Annotated in this window: 17 protein-coding genes, 1 tRNA gene and 1 other RNA gene; 12 read left to right on the top strand and 7 right to left on the bottom strand. The window is 68.2% G+C overall.

Features of this window, described 5'->3' with window-relative positions; all coding sequences use genetic code 11:
• Positions 1–17: 17 nt before the first annotated feature.
• The 3 genes from rph to C5B96_RS08925 are packed head-to-tail and all read left to right on the top strand — an operon-like array spanning position 18 to position 2,366.
• On the top strand, positions 18–776 hold the full coding sequence (gene rph / locus C5B96_RS08935) for a ribonuclease PH (RefSeq protein WP_104245019.1): 759 nt from the start codon (positions 18–20) through the stop codon (positions 774–776).
• Entirely contained in the window at positions 773–1,399 is a 627-nt protein-coding gene (gene rdgB, locus C5B96_RS08930; RefSeq protein WP_104245018.1) for an RdgB/HAM1 family non-canonical purine NTP pyrophosphatase, read from the top strand. Before rph ends, rdgB begins: the two co-directional genes overlap by 4 nt.
• Positions 1,400–1,445: 46 nt before the next feature.
• Positions 1,446–2,366 (top strand): cation diffusion facilitator family transporter, encoded by a 921-nt coding sequence (locus tag C5B96_RS08925; protein ID WP_104245017.1) that lies wholly within the window; start codon positions 1,446–1,448, stop codon positions 2,364–2,366.
• A gap of 7 nt (positions 2,367–2,373) precedes the next feature.
• Here C5B96_RS08925 and C5B96_RS08920 read toward each other — a convergent pair whose 3' ends face one another.
• The 3 genes from C5B96_RS08920 to C5B96_RS08910 all read right to left on the bottom strand — a co-directional run bounded on the left by C5B96_RS08920 (position 2,374) and on the right by C5B96_RS08910 (position 4,578).
• The gene (locus tag C5B96_RS08920) at positions 2,374–3,129 is read right to left on the bottom strand and encodes a DedA family protein (RefSeq protein ID WP_104245016.1); all 756 of its coding nucleotides are present in this window, start codon (positions 3,127–3,129) and stop codon (positions 2,374–2,376) included.
• A 59-nt stretch (positions 3,130–3,188) separates the two neighbouring features.
• Positions 3,189–3,270, bottom strand: a tRNA-Leu gene (locus C5B96_RS08915).
• Positions 3,271–3,300: 30 nt separating this feature from the next.
• A complete protein-coding gene (locus C5B96_RS08910) occupies positions 3,301–4,578 on the bottom strand; it encodes an MFS transporter (protein WP_104245015.1) in 1,278 nt (425 codons plus the stop codon).
• A gap of 68 nt (positions 4,579–4,646) precedes the next feature.
• On the opposite strand from C5B96_RS08910, the gene prfB reads away from it, so the two are divergent.
• The 6 genes from prfB (at position 4,647) to C5B96_RS08880 (ending at position 10,384) form a co-directional block, all read left to right on the top strand.
• Positions 4,647–5,756, top strand: a complete 1,110-nt coding sequence (prfB, locus tag C5B96_RS08905; protein ID WP_104245014.1) for a peptide chain release factor 2 — start codon at positions 4,647–4,649, stop codon at positions 5,754–5,756.
• Positions 5,757–5,861: 105 nt separating this feature from the next.
• Positions 5,862–7,004, top strand: a complete 1,143-nt coding sequence (gene ftsE, locus C5B96_RS08900) for a cell division ATP-binding protein FtsE (protein ID WP_104245013.1) — start codon at positions 5,862–5,864, stop codon at positions 7,002–7,004.
• On the top strand, positions 7,001–7,918 hold the full coding sequence (ftsX, locus tag C5B96_RS08895) for a permease-like cell division protein FtsX (protein WP_104245012.1): 918 nt from the start codon (positions 7,001–7,003) through the stop codon (positions 7,916–7,918). The genes ftsE and ftsX overlap by 4 nt, the downstream gene beginning before the upstream one ends.
• A 58-nt stretch (positions 7,919–7,976) precedes the next feature.
• On the top strand, positions 7,977–8,453 hold the full coding sequence (gene smpB / locus C5B96_RS08890) for an SsrA-binding protein SmpB (RefSeq protein ID WP_104245011.1): 477 nt from the start codon (positions 7,977–7,979) through the stop codon (positions 8,451–8,453).
• Between the two features lie 120 nt (positions 8,454–8,573).
• Positions 8,574–9,545, top strand: coding sequence for an ATP-binding cassette domain-containing protein (locus tag C5B96_RS08885; RefSeq protein WP_104245010.1), 972 nt, complete (start codon positions 8,574–8,576; stop codon positions 9,543–9,545).
• Positions 9,542–10,384, top strand: a complete 843-nt coding sequence (locus C5B96_RS08880) for an ABC transporter permease (RefSeq protein WP_104245009.1) — start codon at positions 9,542–9,544, stop codon at positions 10,382–10,384. Before C5B96_RS08885 ends, C5B96_RS08880 begins: the two co-directional genes overlap by 4 nt.
• 53 nt (positions 10,385–10,437) lie before the next feature.
• On the opposite strand, the gene C5B96_RS08875 is transcribed toward C5B96_RS08880, so the two are convergent.
• The gene (locus C5B96_RS08875) at positions 10,438–11,361 is read right to left on the bottom strand and encodes an oxidoreductase (protein WP_104245008.1); all 924 of its coding nucleotides are present in this window, start codon (positions 11,359–11,361) and stop codon (positions 10,438–10,440) included.
• A 99-nt stretch (positions 11,362–11,460) separates the two neighbouring features.
• Here C5B96_RS08875 and ssrA point away from each other — a divergent pair.
• Positions 11,461–11,859, top strand: a transfer-messenger RNA (tmRNA) gene (ssrA, locus tag C5B96_RS08870).
• Positions 11,860–11,996: 137 nt separating this feature from the next.
• Here the strand turns inward: ssrA and C5B96_RS08865 are convergent.
• Positions 11,997–12,599, bottom strand: a complete 603-nt coding sequence (locus tag C5B96_RS08865) for a hypothetical protein (RefSeq protein ID WP_104245007.1) — start codon at positions 12,597–12,599, stop codon at positions 11,997–11,999.
• 9 nt (positions 12,600–12,608) lie between these two features.
• Positions 12,609–13,727, bottom strand: a complete 1,119-nt coding sequence (locus C5B96_RS08860; RefSeq protein ID WP_104245006.1) for an FUSC family protein — start codon at positions 13,725–13,727, stop codon at positions 12,609–12,611.
• Positions 13,728–13,817: 90 nt separating this feature from the next.
• Here C5B96_RS08860 and C5B96_RS08855 point away from each other — a divergent pair, with 90 nt between their 5' ends.
• Positions 13,818–14,312, top strand: coding sequence for a MarR family winged helix-turn-helix transcriptional regulator (locus C5B96_RS08855; protein WP_104245005.1), 495 nt, complete (start codon positions 13,818–13,820; stop codon positions 14,310–14,312).
• Between the two features lie 19 nt (positions 14,313–14,331).
• Here the strand turns inward: C5B96_RS08855 and C5B96_RS08850 are convergent, their stop codons facing one another.
• Complete coding sequence (locus tag C5B96_RS08850; RefSeq protein ID WP_104245004.1) at positions 14,332–15,531, bottom strand: MarP family serine protease; 1,200 nt, start codon at positions 15,529–15,531, stop codon at positions 14,332–14,334.
• A 53-nt stretch (positions 15,532–15,584) separates the two neighbouring features.
• On the opposite strand from C5B96_RS08850, the gene C5B96_RS08845 reads away from it, so the two are divergent.
• On the top strand, positions 15,585–18,290 hold the full coding sequence (locus C5B96_RS08845; RefSeq protein WP_104245003.1) for a phosphoenolpyruvate carboxylase: 2,706 nt from the start codon (positions 15,585–15,587) through the stop codon (positions 18,288–18,290).
• The last annotated feature ends 2 nt before the right edge of the window (positions 18,291–18,292 follow it).

The following is an 18,292-nucleotide window of genomic DNA, read 5'->3' as shown; positions in this document are numbered from 1 at the left end:
GTCTTCGAGGAGAACCGATGACCGACCCCACACCCGCCCCCACCCCGTCCGCCCTCGTGCGCGCCGACGGCCGCTCGGTCGACGACCTGCGCGAGGTGACGATCGAGCGCGGCTGGAGCACCCAGGCGGAGGGCTCGGCCCTCATCTCCTTCGGCAACACCAGAGTGCTCTGCACCGCCTCCTTCACGAACGGCGTGCCGCGCTGGATGTCGGGCAAGGGCAAGGGCTGGGTCACTGCCGAGTACGCGATGCTGCCCCGGGCGACGAACAGCCGCATGGACCGAGAGGCCGTGAAGGGCAAGATCGGTGGTCGCACTCACGAGATCTCGAGGCTGATCGGCCGCTCCTTGCGGGCGGTCGTCGACATGAAGGCCCTCGGCGAGAACACCATCGTGATCGACTGCGACGTTCTGCAGGCCGACGGCGGAACCCGAACCGCAGCGATCACCGGCGCCTACGTCGCCATGGTCGACGCCATCGAGTGGGCGCGCGGTCGTAAGTTCATCGGCCAGAAGGCCCAGCCCCTCATCGACAGCGTCGCCGCGGTCTCCGTCGGCATCATCGACCAGACTCCCATGCTCGATCTGGCATATACCGAAGACGTGCGTGCCGAGACCGACATGAACGTGGTCGTCACCGGCCGCGGGCTCTTCGTCGAGGTGCAGGGAGCCGCCGAGGGCGCGCCCTTCGACCGCTCCGAGCTGAACGCACTGCTCGACCTGGCGCTCGTCGGTACCGGCGAGCTCACCGCCCTGCAGACGGCGGCCCTCGCGTGAACCGCGTGCGCGTGGTGCTCGCCACGCACAACCAGCACAAGGTCGACGAGTTCCAGAAGATCCTCGGCGCCCGCCTGCCCGAACTCGACATCGTGAAGTACGACGGACCGGAGCCTGTCGAAGACGGGGTGACCTTCGCCGAGAATGCGCTGATCAAGGCCCGGGCCGCCGCCCTGCACACCGGGCTTCCCGCTCTGGCCGATGACTCCGGCATCGCCGTCGACATTCTGGGCGGCGCGCCCGGCATCTTCTCCGCGCGCTGGGCCGGCCACGGCAAGGGCGACCTCGCGAACCGGGAGCTGCTGCTCGACCAGCTCGCCGACATCCACGACGACCAGCGTGGCGCCGCCTTCGTCTGCCACATCGCCGTCGTCGTTCCCGCTGCCGATGAGGTTCCGGATGCCGTGGCCTTCGAAGACGTCGCGGCCGGCTTCTGGCGGGGCGCCCTCATCCGCGAGTCGCGCGGTGCGAACGGTTTCGGGTACGACCCCGTCTTCGTTCCCTCCGGCCTCAGCGTCACGGCGGCGGAGTTGAGCCCCGACGAGAAGAACGCCATCAGCCATCGTGCCCTGGCCTTCGAGAATGTGATTCCGCTGCTGAGAATGAACGTCATTCCCAAGTAGTACCGCGGGGAGGGCGGGGCCTCGTTCCTCTCCTAGTCTGTAAGCGATGAGCAGCCACGAGCACCACAGTCACGCATCACGGTCGACGAACCGTGCGCGGCTCCTCATCGCGATCGGCATCGTCACGGCCGTGCTGGTCGTCGAGGCCGCCGGTGCTGTTCTCAGCGGCTCGCTCGCCCTCCTCGCCGATGCCGGCCACATGCTCTCCGACCTGCTGGGGCTGATCATCGCGCTGGTCGCGTCGATCATCGCGCTGCGCCCGGCCTCCGACCGGCACACCTTCGGCTTTCAGCGCGCCGAGGTTCTCGCCGCGCTGGCCAACGGCGTGATCCTGCTCGTCGTGGCGGCCTTCGTCGGCAGTGAGGGCATCTCGAGGCTCATCTCGCCCGAGACCGACCATGTGCAGGGCGTGCCCATGCTGGTGATCGCCTCGATCGGTCTCGTGGCCAACGTTGCCGCACTCCTGGTGCTGCGGGGCGGCGATCGGCAGTCGTTCAACATGCGCGGTGCCTACCTGGAGGTCTTCGGCGACACCCTGGGTTCGATCGCGGTCATCGTCGCCGGCATCGTCATCATCACCACGGGCCTGGTCGCCGCCGACGCCATCGCCTCGCTGGCCATTGCGGTGATGATCGTGCCGCGAGCCTTCGTGCTGCTTCGAGACGTGGTGGGCGTGCTCATCCAGTCGGCGCCGAAAGAGACCGACGTGCAGCAGATTCGCCGGCACATCATCGAGACGCCCGGTGTACTCGAGGTGCACGATGTGCACGTCTGGGCCATCACGTCGGGCGAACCCGTCTTCTCGGCACACGTCGTCGTCGAGCCGAAGATCTTCGCCGACGGCGCCACGGGTGAACTACTCGATCGTCTGTCGGGGTGCCTCACGGCGCATTTCGACGTCGAGCACTCGACCTTCCAGCTCGAGCCGGCCGAACACGCCGGTCACGAGCACGAGCAGCACCGCTGACGCGTTCTCAGACGGCGCCGTCGTGCTTCTGGCCGGGGCGGTGCGTGAAGGCCGACGGGTCGAGCAGCAGCTCTTCGGCAGCACCCGTCGCCTCGACGGGCTCGGCCTCGCCGGCCCGCGCGGCCTTCTTCGCCTTGCGCGAGGACTGGATGGTGTGGAACACGGTGGGCACGAGCGTCAGCACCACGACGGCGAGCAGAACGACGTCGATGTACTTCTCCGTGAAGTCCTTCACCATCGGGATCTGCCCGAGGAAGAAGCCGAGCATGACGATGCCGCCGCCCCAGATCAGCGCGCCGACGGCGTTGTAGAAGCTGTACCGGCGCGAGTCCATCTTGCCGACGCCCGCCGCGATCGGGGCGAAGGTTCGAACCACGGGAACGAAGCGCGCGACGATCACGGCGAAGCCGCCGAAGCGCTCGAAGAAGGCGTTCGTGCGCTCGACGTTCTTGATGCTGAAGAAGCCCGACTCCTTGCGTTCGAAGATGCGGGGGCCGGCCTTCCGCCCGATCAGGTAGCCGACCTCCCCGCCGATGAAGGCAGAGAGCGCGATGGCCGGGGCGACAAGGTAGATGGGCAGGCCGATGGTGCCCGTGAAGGTGAGCAGGCCGGTGAAGAAGAGGAGCGTGTCACCCGGCAGCACGAACCCGATGAGCAGGCCGGTCTCGGCGAAGACGATGAAGCAGATGCCCAGCAGCGCAAACGGACCGAACCCGTTGATCAGAGTGTTCGGGTCGAGCCAGGGGATGAGCGCTGCGTGCATGGGTGGGGCTCCAGTCGTCGTGGGTCTTCAGCGGCCGGCCGGAAGAAATCGGCTTCGCGTGCGGGAGAAGGGACTTGAACCCTCACGCTCGAAAGCACAGGTACCTAAAACCTGCGTGTATACCAATTTCACCACTCCCGCGGAGAACACCCTCAGTGTAATGGGTCGGTATTACGCGTCTGGTTTGAATCTCAGCGATTTGTGAGCGAGACTCCGCGGTACGAATCGCGGGATGTAGCGCAGCATGACTCCGGCCCCGAAGAACCCGATGACGCCGACGGTTCCGACCGCGAACGGCAGGCCCGCGACGGCCAGGATGCCCGCCACCAGCAGGGGCGCGAGGGCCGATCCGAGGTCACCGGTGAAGCGGAATGCACCGAGGAACGGGGCGGGTGAGCTCTTCGGCGCGAGGTCTGCGCCGAGCGTCATGACGATGCCGCTCGAGATGCCGTTCGAGACGCCGAGCAGAATGGTGAGCACGATGAACCAGCCGGCGGCGTGGGCGAGGTCGTGGGTCACCGAGAGAACCACGAGGCACACCCCCATGCCGATCATCGACGGCAGGGCGCTCCAGAGCCGGCCGAACCGGTCCATGATCTGGCCACTGGTGTAGAACAGCGCGAAGTCGAGAGCGGCGCCGACCCCGACGATCAGGGCCGTGTTGCTCTCGCCGATGCCGAGGCTCACGGCCCAGAGCGGGAGCACCACGGTGCGGCTGGCGCGGAGGGCGCTGACGATCGCGACGCCGAGACCGATGCGGGTCAGCACCCGGCGATGGGTCCAGATGGTGGCGAACAGTCCGTTCGACTCCCCGGCGAGCAGTCGCTCGCCGGCATCCGGTTTCGCCAGCTTCTCTGTGGGGTCGTCGACGATCAGCAGCAGAACGACGATCGCGACGGCGCAGACCCCCATCACCCAGAAGACCGACTGGGCCGTACCGGTCAGGGCGATCACGCCGGCGCCGAGGAACGGCCCGATGAACCAGCCCGCCCGGAAGGTGCCGCCGAGCGTCGACAGGGCCCGCGCCCGGTACGCGACGGGCACGAAACTCGTCATGAACGCATGGCGGGCCAGCGCGAACACGGCCGCCGACAGTCCGAGCAGAAAGATGCCGATCCCGAAGACCAGCGCGTTCGGTGCCAGCAGGCACAGGATGATCGACAGCATCGAGAGGCCGGCGGCGTAGATCATCGACCGCCGCTCGCCGAGCCTGGACACCAGCCAGCCGCTCGGGATGTCGCCGACCAGCTCGCCGATCATCGTCATACCCGAGATCACTCCGGCGACGGCGAGGGTCGCACCCAGGCTGCCGGCGACGGCGGGGATGATCGGGATGATCGCTCCCTCGCCGATGGCGAAGAGCAGCGCGGGAAGCAGCGCAGAGAGAGCGATGGAACCGAACCGGAAGGTCGCCGGGGGTGTCTCGGCTGCGGGCTCAGAACTACTCATCAGGCAACAAGTTTAGAACGCCGGGCGGCCCGGCCTCCGCACGGGCGGAGCGGGTAGGCTGGGGGATCGTGTTAGAACTCGACCTCTCTGAGCAGATCAGCGCCCTCCGTTCGACCTTCGCCGACATCCAGTCGGTGGTCGACGTCGAGAGCCTGCGGGCCCAGATCGCCGACCTGAGCGAGCAGGCCGGCGTTCCCGACCTCTGGAACGACACCGAGAAGGCGCAGAAGGTCACGAGTGCGCTCTCGCACCGCCAGGCCGAGCTCGCCAAGATCGTCAGCATCGACTCGCGGCTCGACGACCTCGAGATCATGGTCGAACTCGCCAACGACGAATCCGACGAAGAGGCGGTGACCGAAGCGCAGGCCGAACTCACCAGCCTGACGAAGCTGCTCGGCGAGCTCGAGGTGCAGACGCTGCTGAACGGCGAGTACGACCCGCGGCCGGCCGTCGTCACGATCCGGGCGGGCGCCGGCGGCGTCGACGCCTCCGACTTCGCCGAGATGCTGCTGCGCATGTACCTCCGCTGGGCCGAGCAGCACGGGCACAAGTCGACCGTGCTCGACACCAGCTACGCCGAGGAGGCGGGCATCAAGAGCGCCACCATCGAGATCGACTCGCCCTACGCCTTCGGCACGCTCTCGGTCGAGGCGGGCACGCACCGCCTGGTGCGCATGAGCCCGTTCAACTCGGCCGGCAAGCGCCAGACGAGCTTCGCGGCCGTCGAGGTGGTTCCGTTGATCGAGACGACGGATGTCGTGGAGGTTCCCGAGAGCGACATCCGCGTCGACGTCTTCCGGTCGAGCGGCCCCGGCGGGCAGTCGGTCAACACGACCGACTCCGCGGTGCGCATCACGCACATCCCCACCGGCATCGTGGTGAGCTGTCAGAACGAGAAGAGCCAGATCCAGAACCGCGCGGCCGCGATGCGCGTGCTGCAGTCCCGCCTGCTGCTCGCACAGCGCGAAGAGGAGAACGCCAAGAAGAAGGAGCTGGCCGGCACCATCACGGCGAGCTGGGGCGACCAGATGCGCAGCTACGTGCTCGCGCCGTACCAGATGGTCAAAGACCTGCGCACCGACTACGAGGTCAACAACCCCAACAACGTCTTCGACGGCGACCTCGACGGATTCATCTCGGCGGGCATCCGCTGGCGCAAGCGCAAGATCGAAGACTGATCGCTCACGGTTCACCGAGGCACTTCCCAGCTTCGGCGGCACGCTTGGCCAATGGGCGAGTCGCTCGGCGCAATGCCCGGGAGTGCTGCTTAGGCTGACCTCGCCATGATTCGATTTGACCAGGTAAGCAAGATGTACAAGGGCACGGCCAAGCCGGCGCTCAACACGATCGACCTCGAGATACTGCGGGGTGAGTTCGTCTTCCTCGTCGGTGCCTCCGGTTCCGGCAAGTCCAGCTTCCTCCGCCTGGTGCTGAAGGAGGATCGGCCGACGAGCGGCAACATCCACGTGCTGGGGCAGGATCTCGGTTCGATCTCCTCCCGCAAGGTGCCGTACTTCCGTCGCAACCTCGGCGTCGTCTTCCAGGACTTCCGGCTGCTGCCGAACAAGAACGTCTTCGACAACGTCGCCTTCACGCTGCAGGTGATCGGCAAGTCGCGAGGCTTCATCCAGGAGGCCGTGCCCGACGTGCTCGCCATGGTCGGCCTCGCCGAGAAGGCCGGGCGACTGCCGCACGAACTCTCCGGTGGCGAGCAGCAGCGCGTGGCCATCGCCCGCGCCGTCGTGAACAAGCCCGCCATCCTGCTGGCCGACGAGCCGACGGGCAACCTCGACCCCGTCACGAGCGCCGGCATCATGAACGTGCTCGACCGCATCAATGCCGGCGGCACCACCATCATCATGGCCACGCACGACAATGCGATCGTCGACCAGATGCAGCGGCGGGTCGTCGAGCTCGTCAGCGGCCAGGTCATCCGCGACGACCGCGAGGGCGGCTACGGCGCAGCGACCGAGATCAGCCTGCAGGACAGCGGCATGACCGCGGAGATCACGCGCCCCGACCCGCTCTCCCTGCGCATGCAGGCGACCGGTGCCATCGAACGCCCGGTGTTCGCGACGACCGAGACCGGCCAGCAGGTTCTCGTGCAGCCGGTCGGCGCGCCGCCCACGGCCACCGCCGTGATCGACGACGTCTCCGACGACCAGCCGTTCTTCTTCCCCTCCGACGCAGAGACGATCGCCGCACCCCGCGCCGAGGCCGCTCCTGCCGCCGCCGAGCATCCGGAGCCGACGGCCGAACCGCAACCGCACTCCCAGCCGGCAGAGGCCGCAGAACCCACAGAACCGGCCGAGCCGGTCGACCCACTGATGACGGGGCAGATCAGCCTCGCCGAGACGCTCGGGCTGCGTGCGCGCGGTGAGCGCCACGACCCGACCGCAGACCAGAACGTAGGGCCCACGTCGTGAGATTCGCACTCATTCTCGGCGAGGTCGGCACCGGCCTCCGCCGCAACATGTCGATGGTCGTCTCTGTCGTTCTCGTGACCTTCATCTCGCTCACCTTCGTCGGTGCGGCCATTCTTCTGCAGATGCAGATCGGCCAGATGAAGAGCTACTGGTACGACAAGGCGCAGGTCGCCGTCTACATGTGCACCGCCACCTCCGGGGGCGACAACTGCGCGAACGGCGAGGCCACCGACGAGCAGATCGCTGCGGTGGATGCCCAGCTGAAGTCGCCGACACTGTCACCGTTCATCCAGCAGTACTACTTCGAGACCCACGAAGAGGCCTACGAGAAGTTCAAGCAGCAGTTCGCCGGGAACGATGTCGCGCAGTACGTGACGCCCGACCTGCTGAACCAGACGTTCTGGATCAACATGGTCGACCCGCAGCAGTCGAACGTGCTTGTCGAGAGCCTCTCGAGCCAGCCGGGGGTGGACAGCGTGGTCGACCAGCGCAGCTACCTCGAGCAGATATTCTCGATCCTCAACGCCGCGAGCTACACGGCCATCGGCATCGCGGTGCTGATGCTGGTGGCGGCGGTGCTGCTGATCGCCACCACGATTCGATTGTCGGCGTTCTCGCGCCGAAGGGAGATCGGCATCATGAGGCTGGTCGGGGCATCCAACCGGTTCATCCAGACGCCGTTCATTCTCGAGGGTGTGATCGCCGCGCTCATCGGATCGGTTCTGGCGGGCGCCGCCGTCTGGGGCGTGGTGCACTTCTTCGTGCAGGGATACCTGCAGCAGGCGCTTCCGTTCACGGCGTTCGTGACCGACAAGGATGCGCTGGCCATCGTGGTTCCGGTGCTGATCGTGCTGGCGGTCGTGCTCGCCGCGCTCTCGGCCAAGTTCGCCATCACCCGGTACCTGAAGGTCTAGACTGGAGGGCTGCCGGGCGCTTCCCGGCACCACACCCCCGAGTCATCCAGGAGTCACCGTGCCACGCGAACGCGGAGAGAAGGTCGTCGCGACCAACCGCAAGGCCCGCCACGACTACACGATCGAAGACACCTTCGAGGCCGGCCTCGTGCTGACCGGCACCGAGGTGAAGTCGCTTCGAGCCGGTCGGGCATCGCTGGTCGACGGCTACGGCTACATCGACGGGGGAGAGGCGTGGCTCGACGCCGTGCACATCCCGGAGTTCAACCAGGGCTCGTGGAACAACCACCCGCCGAGGCGCAAGCGCAAGATGCTGCTGCACAAGGCGCAGATCCTGAAGATCCACAACAAGGTGAAAGAGGGCGGCTACACCCTCGTGCCCCTGCGGCTCTACTTCAGCGACGGCCGCGCCAAGGTGGAGCTCGCCGTCGCCAAGGGCAAGCGCGAATACGACAAGCGCCAGACGCTCCGTGAACGTCAGGACAAGCGCGAGGCCGACCGCGCGATGGGTGCCCAGCGCAACCTCGGCGACTGACTTCGCCCCGCTCCCCTCGACGGGTTCGTTGACCTCTGGTAACTGAGTCGTGATCAACTCGTTACGATGTGAACAGTGTCCACCGTTGTGCATGTCGGGGGTGCTCGCTACTCTCGCGGCATGAGTTTCATCACCGCGACCGATCTCGCCAAGACCTACTCGCCGCGCGGGGCCCCGCCCGTGCACGCCCTCGACGGGCTGAACCTCGAGGTGCCGAAGGGCACGATCACCGCACTGCTCGGCCCGAACGGCGCGGGCAAGACCACCACGGTGAAGGTGCTCACAACGCTCACCCGGCCCGACAGGGGCACGGCGACGATCGGCGGGGTCGATGTGGCGAAGCACCCCGATCGCATCAGGCCGATCATCGGGGTTTCCGGCCAGTACGCCGCGGTCGACGAGAACCTGACGGGCTTCGAGAACCTCGACATGGTCGGGCGGCTCTACCACTTGGGGGCGAAGGCGTCGCGGGCGCGTGCGACCGAACTCATCGAGCTGTTCGACCTGACCGAGGCGCAGAACCGGCCCGTCAAGGGGTTCTCGGGCGGAATGCGGCGGCGCATCGACCTCGCCGGGGCTCTCGTGTCGAGCCCGCAGGTGCTCTTCCTCGACGAGCCGACGACCGGCCTCGACCCGCGCTCCCGGCTCGGCATGTGGGACATCATCACGAACCTCGTCGGGCAGGGCACGACCGTGCTGCTCACGACGCAGTACCTCGAAGAGGCCGACCAGTTGGCCGACAGCATCTCGGTGATCGATGACGGGAAGGTGATCGCCGAGGGCACCTCCGACGAACTCAAGGCATCGATCGGCGGGCAGCGGCTCGAGATCAGCCTCGTGAGCGCCGCAGACGCCGAGGTTGCGGCGGGCATCCTGAGGCGGGTGGGCAGTTCGGAGCCGACGGTCTCGGGTGACGGCCGCGAGCTCACGGTGAATGCGGCGCATGCCCCGGCGGCCCTCCGGGAGGTGCTCGGCGAGTTCGGCGAGCGGGGGATCGAGCTCTACGACGCGGGCATGCGCCGGCCCACCCTCGACGACGTGTTCCTCCGCCTCACCGGGCACATGGCGACCGAAGAGGAGGCTGCAGCATGACCGCCACGGGCACGCGGGCTCAGGCGACGGCATCCACCTCCCGACTCGGCAACCTGCTGAACGACGGCTGGATCACGACGCGGCGCAACCTCATCAAGATCAAGCGGGTGCCCGACATCCTGGTGTTCACGCTGCTGCAGCCGATCATGTTCGTGCTGCTGTTCAGCTACGTCTACGCCGGGGTCATCGACATTCCCGGCAGCAGCTACACGGAGTTCATCATGGCGGGCATCTTCGCCCAGACCGTGGTGTTCGGGTCGACGTATTCGGGTTCGGCGATGGCGCAGGATCTGAAAGACGGCATCATCGACCGCTTCCGCACGCTGCCGATGAACCAGGCCTCGGTGCTCATCGGGCGCACGAACGGCGACCTGCTGATCAACACGATCTCCATGGCGGTCATGATGACGACCGGGTTCATCGTGGGCTGGCGCATCCGGTCGAGCTTCCTCGAGGCGGCGGCCGCGGTGCTTCTGCTGCTCTTCTTCGCGTACGCGCTGTCGTGGGTGATGGCCTTCCTCGGCATGAGCGTGCGGAGCCCCGAGGTGATCAACAACGTGTCGTTCCTCGTGCTGTTCCCGATCACGTTCATCTCGAACGCGTTCGTGCCGAGCGACACGCTGCCGACGCCCCTGCGCATCTTCGCGGAGTACAACCCGGTCTCGGCGCTGGTTCAGGCCGCCCGCACGCTGTTCGGCAATGTGCCACCGGGAACGCCGGTCGCCGACGTGTGGACGCAGCAGCACCCGGTGATCACGGTGCTGATCGGCATCGTGTTGCTGCTCGTGATCTTCGTGCCGTTGAGCGTGCGCAAGTTCACCTCGGTGAGTTCTCGGTAGCAGTCGCGGTAGCGGTCGCGGTGCTCAGTGCGCGCCGCCCGGTGCCCAGCAGCTCAGATGACGAAGGGTACGCCCGTCAGGGTCTCCGCGACGCTCCAGAGCGTCGACGCGGTGCGGATGTCGCGGGCGCGGGTGCGCGCTCCGACGACGCTCGGCGCCCCCTTCAGCTGGCGCCATCCGTCGGGGCCCCAGTAGTCCCCGCCCTGCGCGACAGGGTCGGCTGCGGCGCGCACGATGGGCAGGGCCCCGGCGTCCTTCCCCTGCGCGAACGTCTGCAGCGCGGTGCGCACGAACGGGTTCGATCGCTTCATCCCGATGCGCGGGCGGGCGGCGCTGAGACTGTCGAGAGCGAAACCGGGGTGGGCGACGAGGCTCCGGGTGCTGTGACCGGCCTTCCGCAGCCGACGGTCGAGTTCGAACGCGAACAGCATGGCCGCGAGTTTGGAGCGACCGTAGGCGCGAAAGCTCGAGTAGTCGTCGTTCTGCAGATCATCCAGATCGAGGTCGAAGAATTCGTGGCTGATGCTGCCGAGCGAGACGACGCGGGAACCGGATGTCGCGAGCAGCGTCGGGGCGAGACGGGCAGTCAGCGCGAAGTGACCGAGCAGGTTCGTGCCGAACATCAGCTCGAAACCGTCGGCGGTGACCCCGCGTTCGGGCTGGCCGGTGACGCCGGCGTTCAGAATGAGGCCGTCGATCGGCCCGGCAGAGAGCTCGGAGGCCGCGGCCTCGACGGAGCCCAGGTCGGCGAGGTCGAGCGTGACGCTCCGCACCGAGGCCTGCGGGGCGCGCGAGCGGATCGACGCGATCGCCGCACCAGCCTTCTGCTGGCTTCGGGCGGCGATGACGACGGAGGCGCCGCGACGGGCGAGGAACTCGCTGGTGTAGTAGCCGAGGCCCGCATTGCCGCCGGTGACGACGAAGGTCTTTCCGGTGAGCGGGGGGAGATGGGCCGGCGTCCAACGGGGAGTCGTCATGCTGTGAGATTAGCTGATAGAATAGAGGGCTGCCTGAGAGGGTAGCGATCTTGACAACTCAACAGCGCGCAACAGTGGTCCAGCTCTTCAGCTGCTCGCGGGGATGATCGGTTTCGACATTGCCTGAGTGAGTGTGAGAAGCGGGCCGAGGACGCACGGTTATCTCGTAAACGATCCGTGCAAACAATAAGTGCCAATCAAAACAGCACTGTTCCGGCCAAGCAGGCCGCTTTCGCTCTCGCAGCCTAAGCATCTTCTGCTAGCCGCTTAAGGAACCGTCAGACCGGGAATGCCCTCTACCCGGCCCCTGGCGTTATCTAGAGGGATTGCTCGTGTGCTACGCCTGAGGGCGCACGGGGACTTGCACTCAGGCTGGGCTCGTCGGAACAGGTGCCAGTGACGACTTCCGGAGCCGAGCAGAACGCCTTACTGGCTACACCCGTAGAAGGCACATGACCACAGCAGTGGACGGGGGTTCAATTCCCCCCATCTCCACCACCGACCCCTGTTGCGCGCTGCACCCGCTGTCGCGACGAAGGCCCGCACTCTCCCGAGCGTGGGCCTTCGTCGTCTGCCGAGCGCCTTCCCCACGGCCCTGTCGGTCGCGCTATCGGGGCGTAGCGGGGCGGGGCGGGTCAGTCGAAGAGGGCGGTGCGGTCGGGATATACCTGCCAGAACTCGCCCTGGGTGTAGGTGGTGACGTCGGAGCGGGTGCAGTTGTCACCGTAGCGGGCGAGCACGTCGACGTGTGAGGCGTCGACCACATTGATCTTCTCCACGGCGCGGATGCGGATGTCGGTGGGGTTCACCTTCGTCCAGGTCGCACCGCCGTCAGTGGTGAGCTCGATGACCGAGTCGGTGCTGGTGCTGTTGCCGCTGCAGGTGCCGGCGGTGGCGCGGTAGCCCACGGTCGCCGAGGCCATACCGGTGAGGGCGGCGGCCGGTGCCGCCGATGTCGCCCCCGGGGTCGGCGTCCCGCTGGGAGCGGGGGTGCTCGGCGCCGAGGTCGCCGGGGCCGTCGACGGAGCGCTGGACGGGGCTGCGGACGGGGCCGCAGACGGCGTCGCCGCGCTCTCAGAGGGCGTCGGGGTGAACGTGAAGTCGGGTGCGACGGCGCTCACCGACGAGTCGTCGGCAGGGCCCCGCAGAGCGAAACCGACGAGGGCCAGATCGGCGAGGACGAAGACGATGAGGCCTCCGATGATCCACGGAGTTCGTGCGCGCGAACGTTTTGCCATTCATCCAGACTAGGCGCGGGCACCGATGCTCGTGAACCGCTTCCGCGAAATCAGCACCGATGCACAGGCGACGACGAGTGCCACCACCGTTCCGAGAAGCGTCTCCACGCCGCGGTCGACGATCAGCGCCGACGGGTCCGACGGGTGCACGAGGTCGATCATGAGCAGCGCGAGCGGTGTCACGAACAGCAGCGCGAGACCGTAGTTGCGCAGGATGAAGAGTTCGGCGAGCATCTGCAGCGCGACCACCACGACGATGGCCACAAGGCCGGTCGGGCCGGCGAGCAGCAGCAGCCACGTCACGCCGAGGCCGATTACGGTTCCGAGAACGCGGTGCGTTCCGCGAACGAGGGCGTGCGGCAGTTCCACCGCGACCAGCGGAACGATCGCGGCGACGATGGCCCAGTACGGATGCCCGATACCGAGCCCCGTCGACAGCGAACCCGCGACGGCCGCAGCGATGCCGTAGCGAACAATGTGCAGGGCACGGAACGGCGGGCGCACGGGCGCCGACACGGGCGCCGACACGGGCTCCGACAGGGGCACCGACACGGTTGACGACACGGTCGCCGGCTGGGCCGCAGGCCGTGGGGCACCGGATGCCGCCGACCGCCGCCGCACCCGGCCCGCCTGCCCGATCGCCAGCGCGAGCAGCGCAGACGCCGCACTCACCGCCACCGCGATCGGCAGCGACCAGGCGGTGGCCGGAACCGAGGCCACCGCGCAGAGACCGAACACCGCGAACAGCGGCCCGGGCGGCCCGAACCGGAACACGTCGGAGACCCGCGCCACCACCATCGCCCAGACGCTCGCGACTGCCACGACGGCCCACTCCCGCCCGGGCAGCAGGGCGACGAGGCAGCCGAGGGTGACCGAGAGCACCATCACCGCAGCCGCCGCCGACTGCATGCGGAGCCGGGCCCGGTACCCGTCGTGCCGTGCATAGACCGCCGTGAAGGCCCCGAACGCCGCGTAGATCGACCATTCGACGTGCCCCAGGGCGTACACCGCGAGAAGCGGGATGAGCACCGTGAGCCCCGCGCGGATCGCGGCGCGATGCGACCCGTCGTGTTCGCCGACGCTCACGAGGGAGCGCGCGTAGGGGCGGAGGGTGCTGCTGGTCGACATCGGGATCCTGTCCGGGAAGGGTGGAAGAGGGAAGGGGAGAGAGAAGACAGGCCACGTCGCCGAAAACCATTTTACTAGTAAAATACCAGAATGACCACCGACCTGATCGACGAGACCAGAGCCTCCTGGCAGAGGCTCCACCCGCACCTCGACACGGCCCCGATGGCGACCATGGGCCGCATCCTGCGGATCGCGCGCCTCGCGACGCTGTTCAGCGATCAGCTCCTGGCGGCGCACGGGCTCAGCCGCGGCGAGTTCGACGTGCTCTCGGCGGTGCGTCGATCATCCGTCGCCCTGACACCGTCGCAGCTGGCGAAGTTGCTGGCGGCCTCGAATGCCTCGATCACGAAGCGCCTCGTCGCTCTCGAGCGCGCGGGGCTGGCCCGGCGCGAACACACCAGTGCCGACCGCCGGGTCGTCACGGTGGTCGCCACCGCGCTCGGCGTCGAACGCATCGACGGCGCACTTCCTGCGCAACTCGACCTCGAGCGCGCCCTCACGGGCGGGCTCAGCGCGGCCCAGGCCGCAGCTCTCGAGACGACCCTCCGCGGCGTGCTGACCGAATGCGAGGGCCGCGCGCGCTGATCGGGCGTGGCAGACCGGCTCAGTCGGACTGGCAGGCTCCTGAGCTGACGGCGGTGGATGCCGCGGCAGCCGCCGAGGTGACGGGCTCGATCTCGGCCAGCGTCATCGCGTACCCCGTGTCGGCGTCGGTCGTCGAGCGGGCGAACACGACGCCCACCACGTCGCCGCTGGTGTCGAGCAGCGGGCCACCCGAGTTGCCCGGCAGCACCGTGCCCCGCAGCGAGTAGATCTCCCGCGTGACGTTCTGCTCGCCGTAGATGTCGAGGCCGGTCGCCTGCACCACCTGGCGCACCCGGGCGTTCGCCGTGACGAAGGGGCCGTTCTCCGGGTACCCGGCGACGACCGCCGGGTCGGAGGCGCCGAGGTCGGTGCCGAGCGCGAGCGGGGACACAGACAGGTCGGAGACGTCGAGCACCGCCAGGTCGCGCTCGGGGTCGTACACGACGAGGCGGGCCGGCAGCAGGGCCCCCGACCCGCGCACCTGCGCATAGATCTCGCTGCTGCCGGCGACGACGTGCGCGTTCGTGATGACGCGGTCGTCGGCGACCACCCACCCGCTGCCCTCGGCATCGGTGTTGCAGTTGGGAGCGGAGGAGAAGATCTTCACCACGCTGCCCGAGGCGTCGTCGACGGCCCCGGGTATGCCGTCGTCGGGTGCCTGCGCTCCGGCGATGATCTCGGCGCCGTCGGCGAAGACCGTGGGGAATCCCGCGCTGCCGAGCGCGCCGTCGAGCGTTCCGAGGGCCGTCGTGGCGGGCACAGGGGCGAGCACGTTCATCGTCGAGACGATCTTCGACGAGTTGACGAGCTGGGTGGCCTGCAACTGCCCGGTCGAGAGCAGGAACCCGCCTGCGAGCCAGACGACGACCGCCCAGGCCACAGCGCCCATGAGCGCCCCGCCGAGCGAGTCGATGCCCCGAACGACCTTGACGCGGCCGATCGCGCGACGAACGAGCAGGGCGAGTGTTCCGAGCAGCCACGACGCAATGACGATGCACAGCACGAACACGACGCCCGCGGCGATCGAGCGCTGCAGCGAGCTCGTCCAACCGTGCTCGGCGAGCTCGGTGACCGCCAGCGGAGCGACGATGGTCGCGATCCACGCGCCCGCGGCGATGCCCGCCAGGGATGCGGCCATCACCAGGGCGCCGCGACCCCAGCCCGCGACGATGGCGAGGAGGCCGGCGATGGCGAGCACGAGGTCGACGGCGATTTCCATAGACGACCAATCTGTCGGATGAAGCTGGACAGTACCTGCGCCGCCCACGAAACATGCTGCTCATCTCGGGGCGGTACCGTACAGGAGTGAGCACATTCCCCGATCCCACCCGTCAAGGAATCCGCGACGAGGTAGACGAAGACCTCCGGAACGATGTTCGACTGCTGGGCGCACTGCTCGGCCGGGTGCTGGCCGAGGCGGGCGGTGAGGCTCTGCTGCACGACGTCGAGCAGCTGCGGGCCCTCACCATCGCGGCCTACGAGGGCGAGAGCGCCGGGGCTGGTGCCGACTCGGGCTCCGTCTCGATCGAAGACGCCGAGCGTCTCGTCGACTCGTTCACCCCCGAGCGTGCCGAACAGGTGGCTCGCGCCTTCACCTGCTACTTCCACCTCTCGAACCTGGCCGAGGAGCACCACCGCGTGCGTGTGCTTCGCGCGCGGGATGCCACGGCCGACGCCGTTCCGGCCGATTCGCTCCCGGGAGCGATCGAGCAGCTCGTCTTTGAGGTGGGCGAAGCCGAGACGAAGAGGCGGCTCGAGAACCTGCGGTTCCACCCGGTGCTGACCGCACACCCGACTGAAGCGCGGCGGCGGGCCGTCGCATCCGGAATCCGCCGCATCAGCGAGCTCCTCGAGGCCCGCGACCACCTGCTGCCCGACACCCTGACAGCAGACGAGAACGACAGGCGCCTGCTCGAGGAGATCGACGTGCTCTGGCGCACCTCCCCGCTCCGCACGACGCGGCCGACCCCTCTCGACGAGGTGCGCACGGCGATGAGCATCTTCGACCAGACACTGTTCGAGGTGGTTCCGAGGGTCTACCGGATGCTCGACGACTGGCTGCTCGGAAGCGCCGCCGGTTCGCGGCCGACCGAGGCGCCCGCGTTCCTCCGTCTCGGCAGCTGGATCGCCGCCGACCGCGACGGCAACCCGTTCGTGACGGCCGCCGTGACGAAGGCGGCGGCCGCGATCGCGTCGGAGCACATCCTGCTCGGCCTCGAGCATGTCGCCACCCGCATCGGCCGCACGCTCACCCTCACAGAGGCCGACACTCCGGCGAGCCGTGCCCTCACCGGCCTCTGGGAGACGCAGCGCAGTTTCGCGGGCGACGTCACGTCGCAGATCGGCACCCGCGCTCCGAACGAACCCCACCGCAGGGTGCTGCTGGTGGTGGCCGAGCGCATCGCCGCCACGCGCCGCCGCGACGCCGACCTCGGCTACCAGAACCCCGACGAGCTGCTCAGCGACCTGCGCGTCATCCAGCAGTCCCTCGCCGCGGCCGGCGCGCTCCGCAGCGCGAACGGCGAGCTGCAGGGGCTGATCTGGCAGGTCGAGACGTTCGGCTTCCACCTCGCCGAACTCGAGGTGCGCCAGCACTCGAAGGTGCACCGCCAGGCCCTCGACGAGGTGAGGGCGGGCGGGCCGCTCGGCGAGATGACCCTCGAGGTGCTCGACGTCTACCGCACGATCGCGTTCCTGCAACGCCGCTACGGCCAGCAGGCCGCCCGGCGCTACATCGTCTCGTTCACGCAGTCCTCCGCAGACCTCGCCACGGTCTACGAACTGGCCGAGGCGGCGATGGGTTCGCCCGAGGCGGCTCCGGTGCTCGATGCCGTGCCGCTGTTCGAGACGTTCGACGACCTCGCCGCGAGCACGACGATCCTCGCCGAGATGATCGAGTTGCCTGCCGTGAAGGCGAGGCTCGAAGCCACAGGGCGGCGGCTCGAGGTCATGCTCGGTTACTCCGACTCGTCGAAAGACGTGGGACCCGTGTCGGCCACGCTCGCGCTCTACTCGGCCCAGCAGCGCATCTCCGAGTGGGCCGAGCAGAACGACATCGTGCTGACGCTGTTCCACGGCCGCGGGGGAGCCCTCGGGCGCGGCGGTGGGCCAGCCAACGAAGCCGTGCTCGCCCAGCCGCCCGGGTCGGTGGAGGGCCGCTTCAAGCTCACCGAGCAGGGCGAGGTGATCTTCGCGCAGTACGGCGACAAGACGATCGCCGCCCGGCACATCGAGCAGATGGCCGCCGCGACCCTGCTGGCCTCCAGCCCCTCGAACGAAGAGGCGAACCGCTCGGCGACCGAAGACTTCGCGGGCGTGGCAGAGACGATGGATGCCCGCTCCCGCGAACGCTTCTACGACCTCATCAAGCGCGAGGGCTTCCCCCAGTGGTTCGCGCAGGTGACGCCGCTCGAAGAGGTCGGGCTGCTCGCGCTCGGCTCCCGCCCGGCACGCCGCGGGCTCTCGATCGAGTCTCTCGAAGACCTGCGGGCCATTCCGTGGGTGTTCGCGTGGACGCAGGCGCGCATCAACCTGACCGGCTGGTTCGGCCTCGGTTCCGCGCTCGCCGCCGTCGGCGACGTCGACGTGCTGCAGGATGCCTACTCCCGCTGGCCGCTCTTCACCGCCATGATCGACAATGTCGAGATGTCACTGGCGAAGACCGACCTGCGCCTGGCGAAGCGGTACCTGGCGCTCGGTGACCGCGACGACCTCGCCGCCCTGGTGCTCGAGGAGATGGAGCTCACCCGCGAATGGGTCGCCCGCACCACCGGTCACGCCGAGCTGCTCGAGGCGCGCCCGGTGCTCCGCCGGGCGGTGCACCTGCGGAGTCCGTACGTCGACGCGCTGTCGCTGCTGCAGCTGAGGGCACTGCGGCAGATCCGCGCCTCCGGCAGCACCGACCCGCTCGATGAGCCGCACCAGTTGCTGCTGCTCGCCGTGAACGGGGTCGCCGCCGGGCTGCAGAACACCGGCTAGCG

Origin of the sequence: Subtercola sp. Z020, from assembly GCF_002931235.1 — a bacterium.
GTDB lineage: Bacteria > Actinomycetota > Actinomycetes > Actinomycetales > Microbacteriaceae > Subtercola.
Note: the sequence above shows the minus strand (reverse complement) of the source record. Positions and strands in the feature narration are given on the sequence as shown.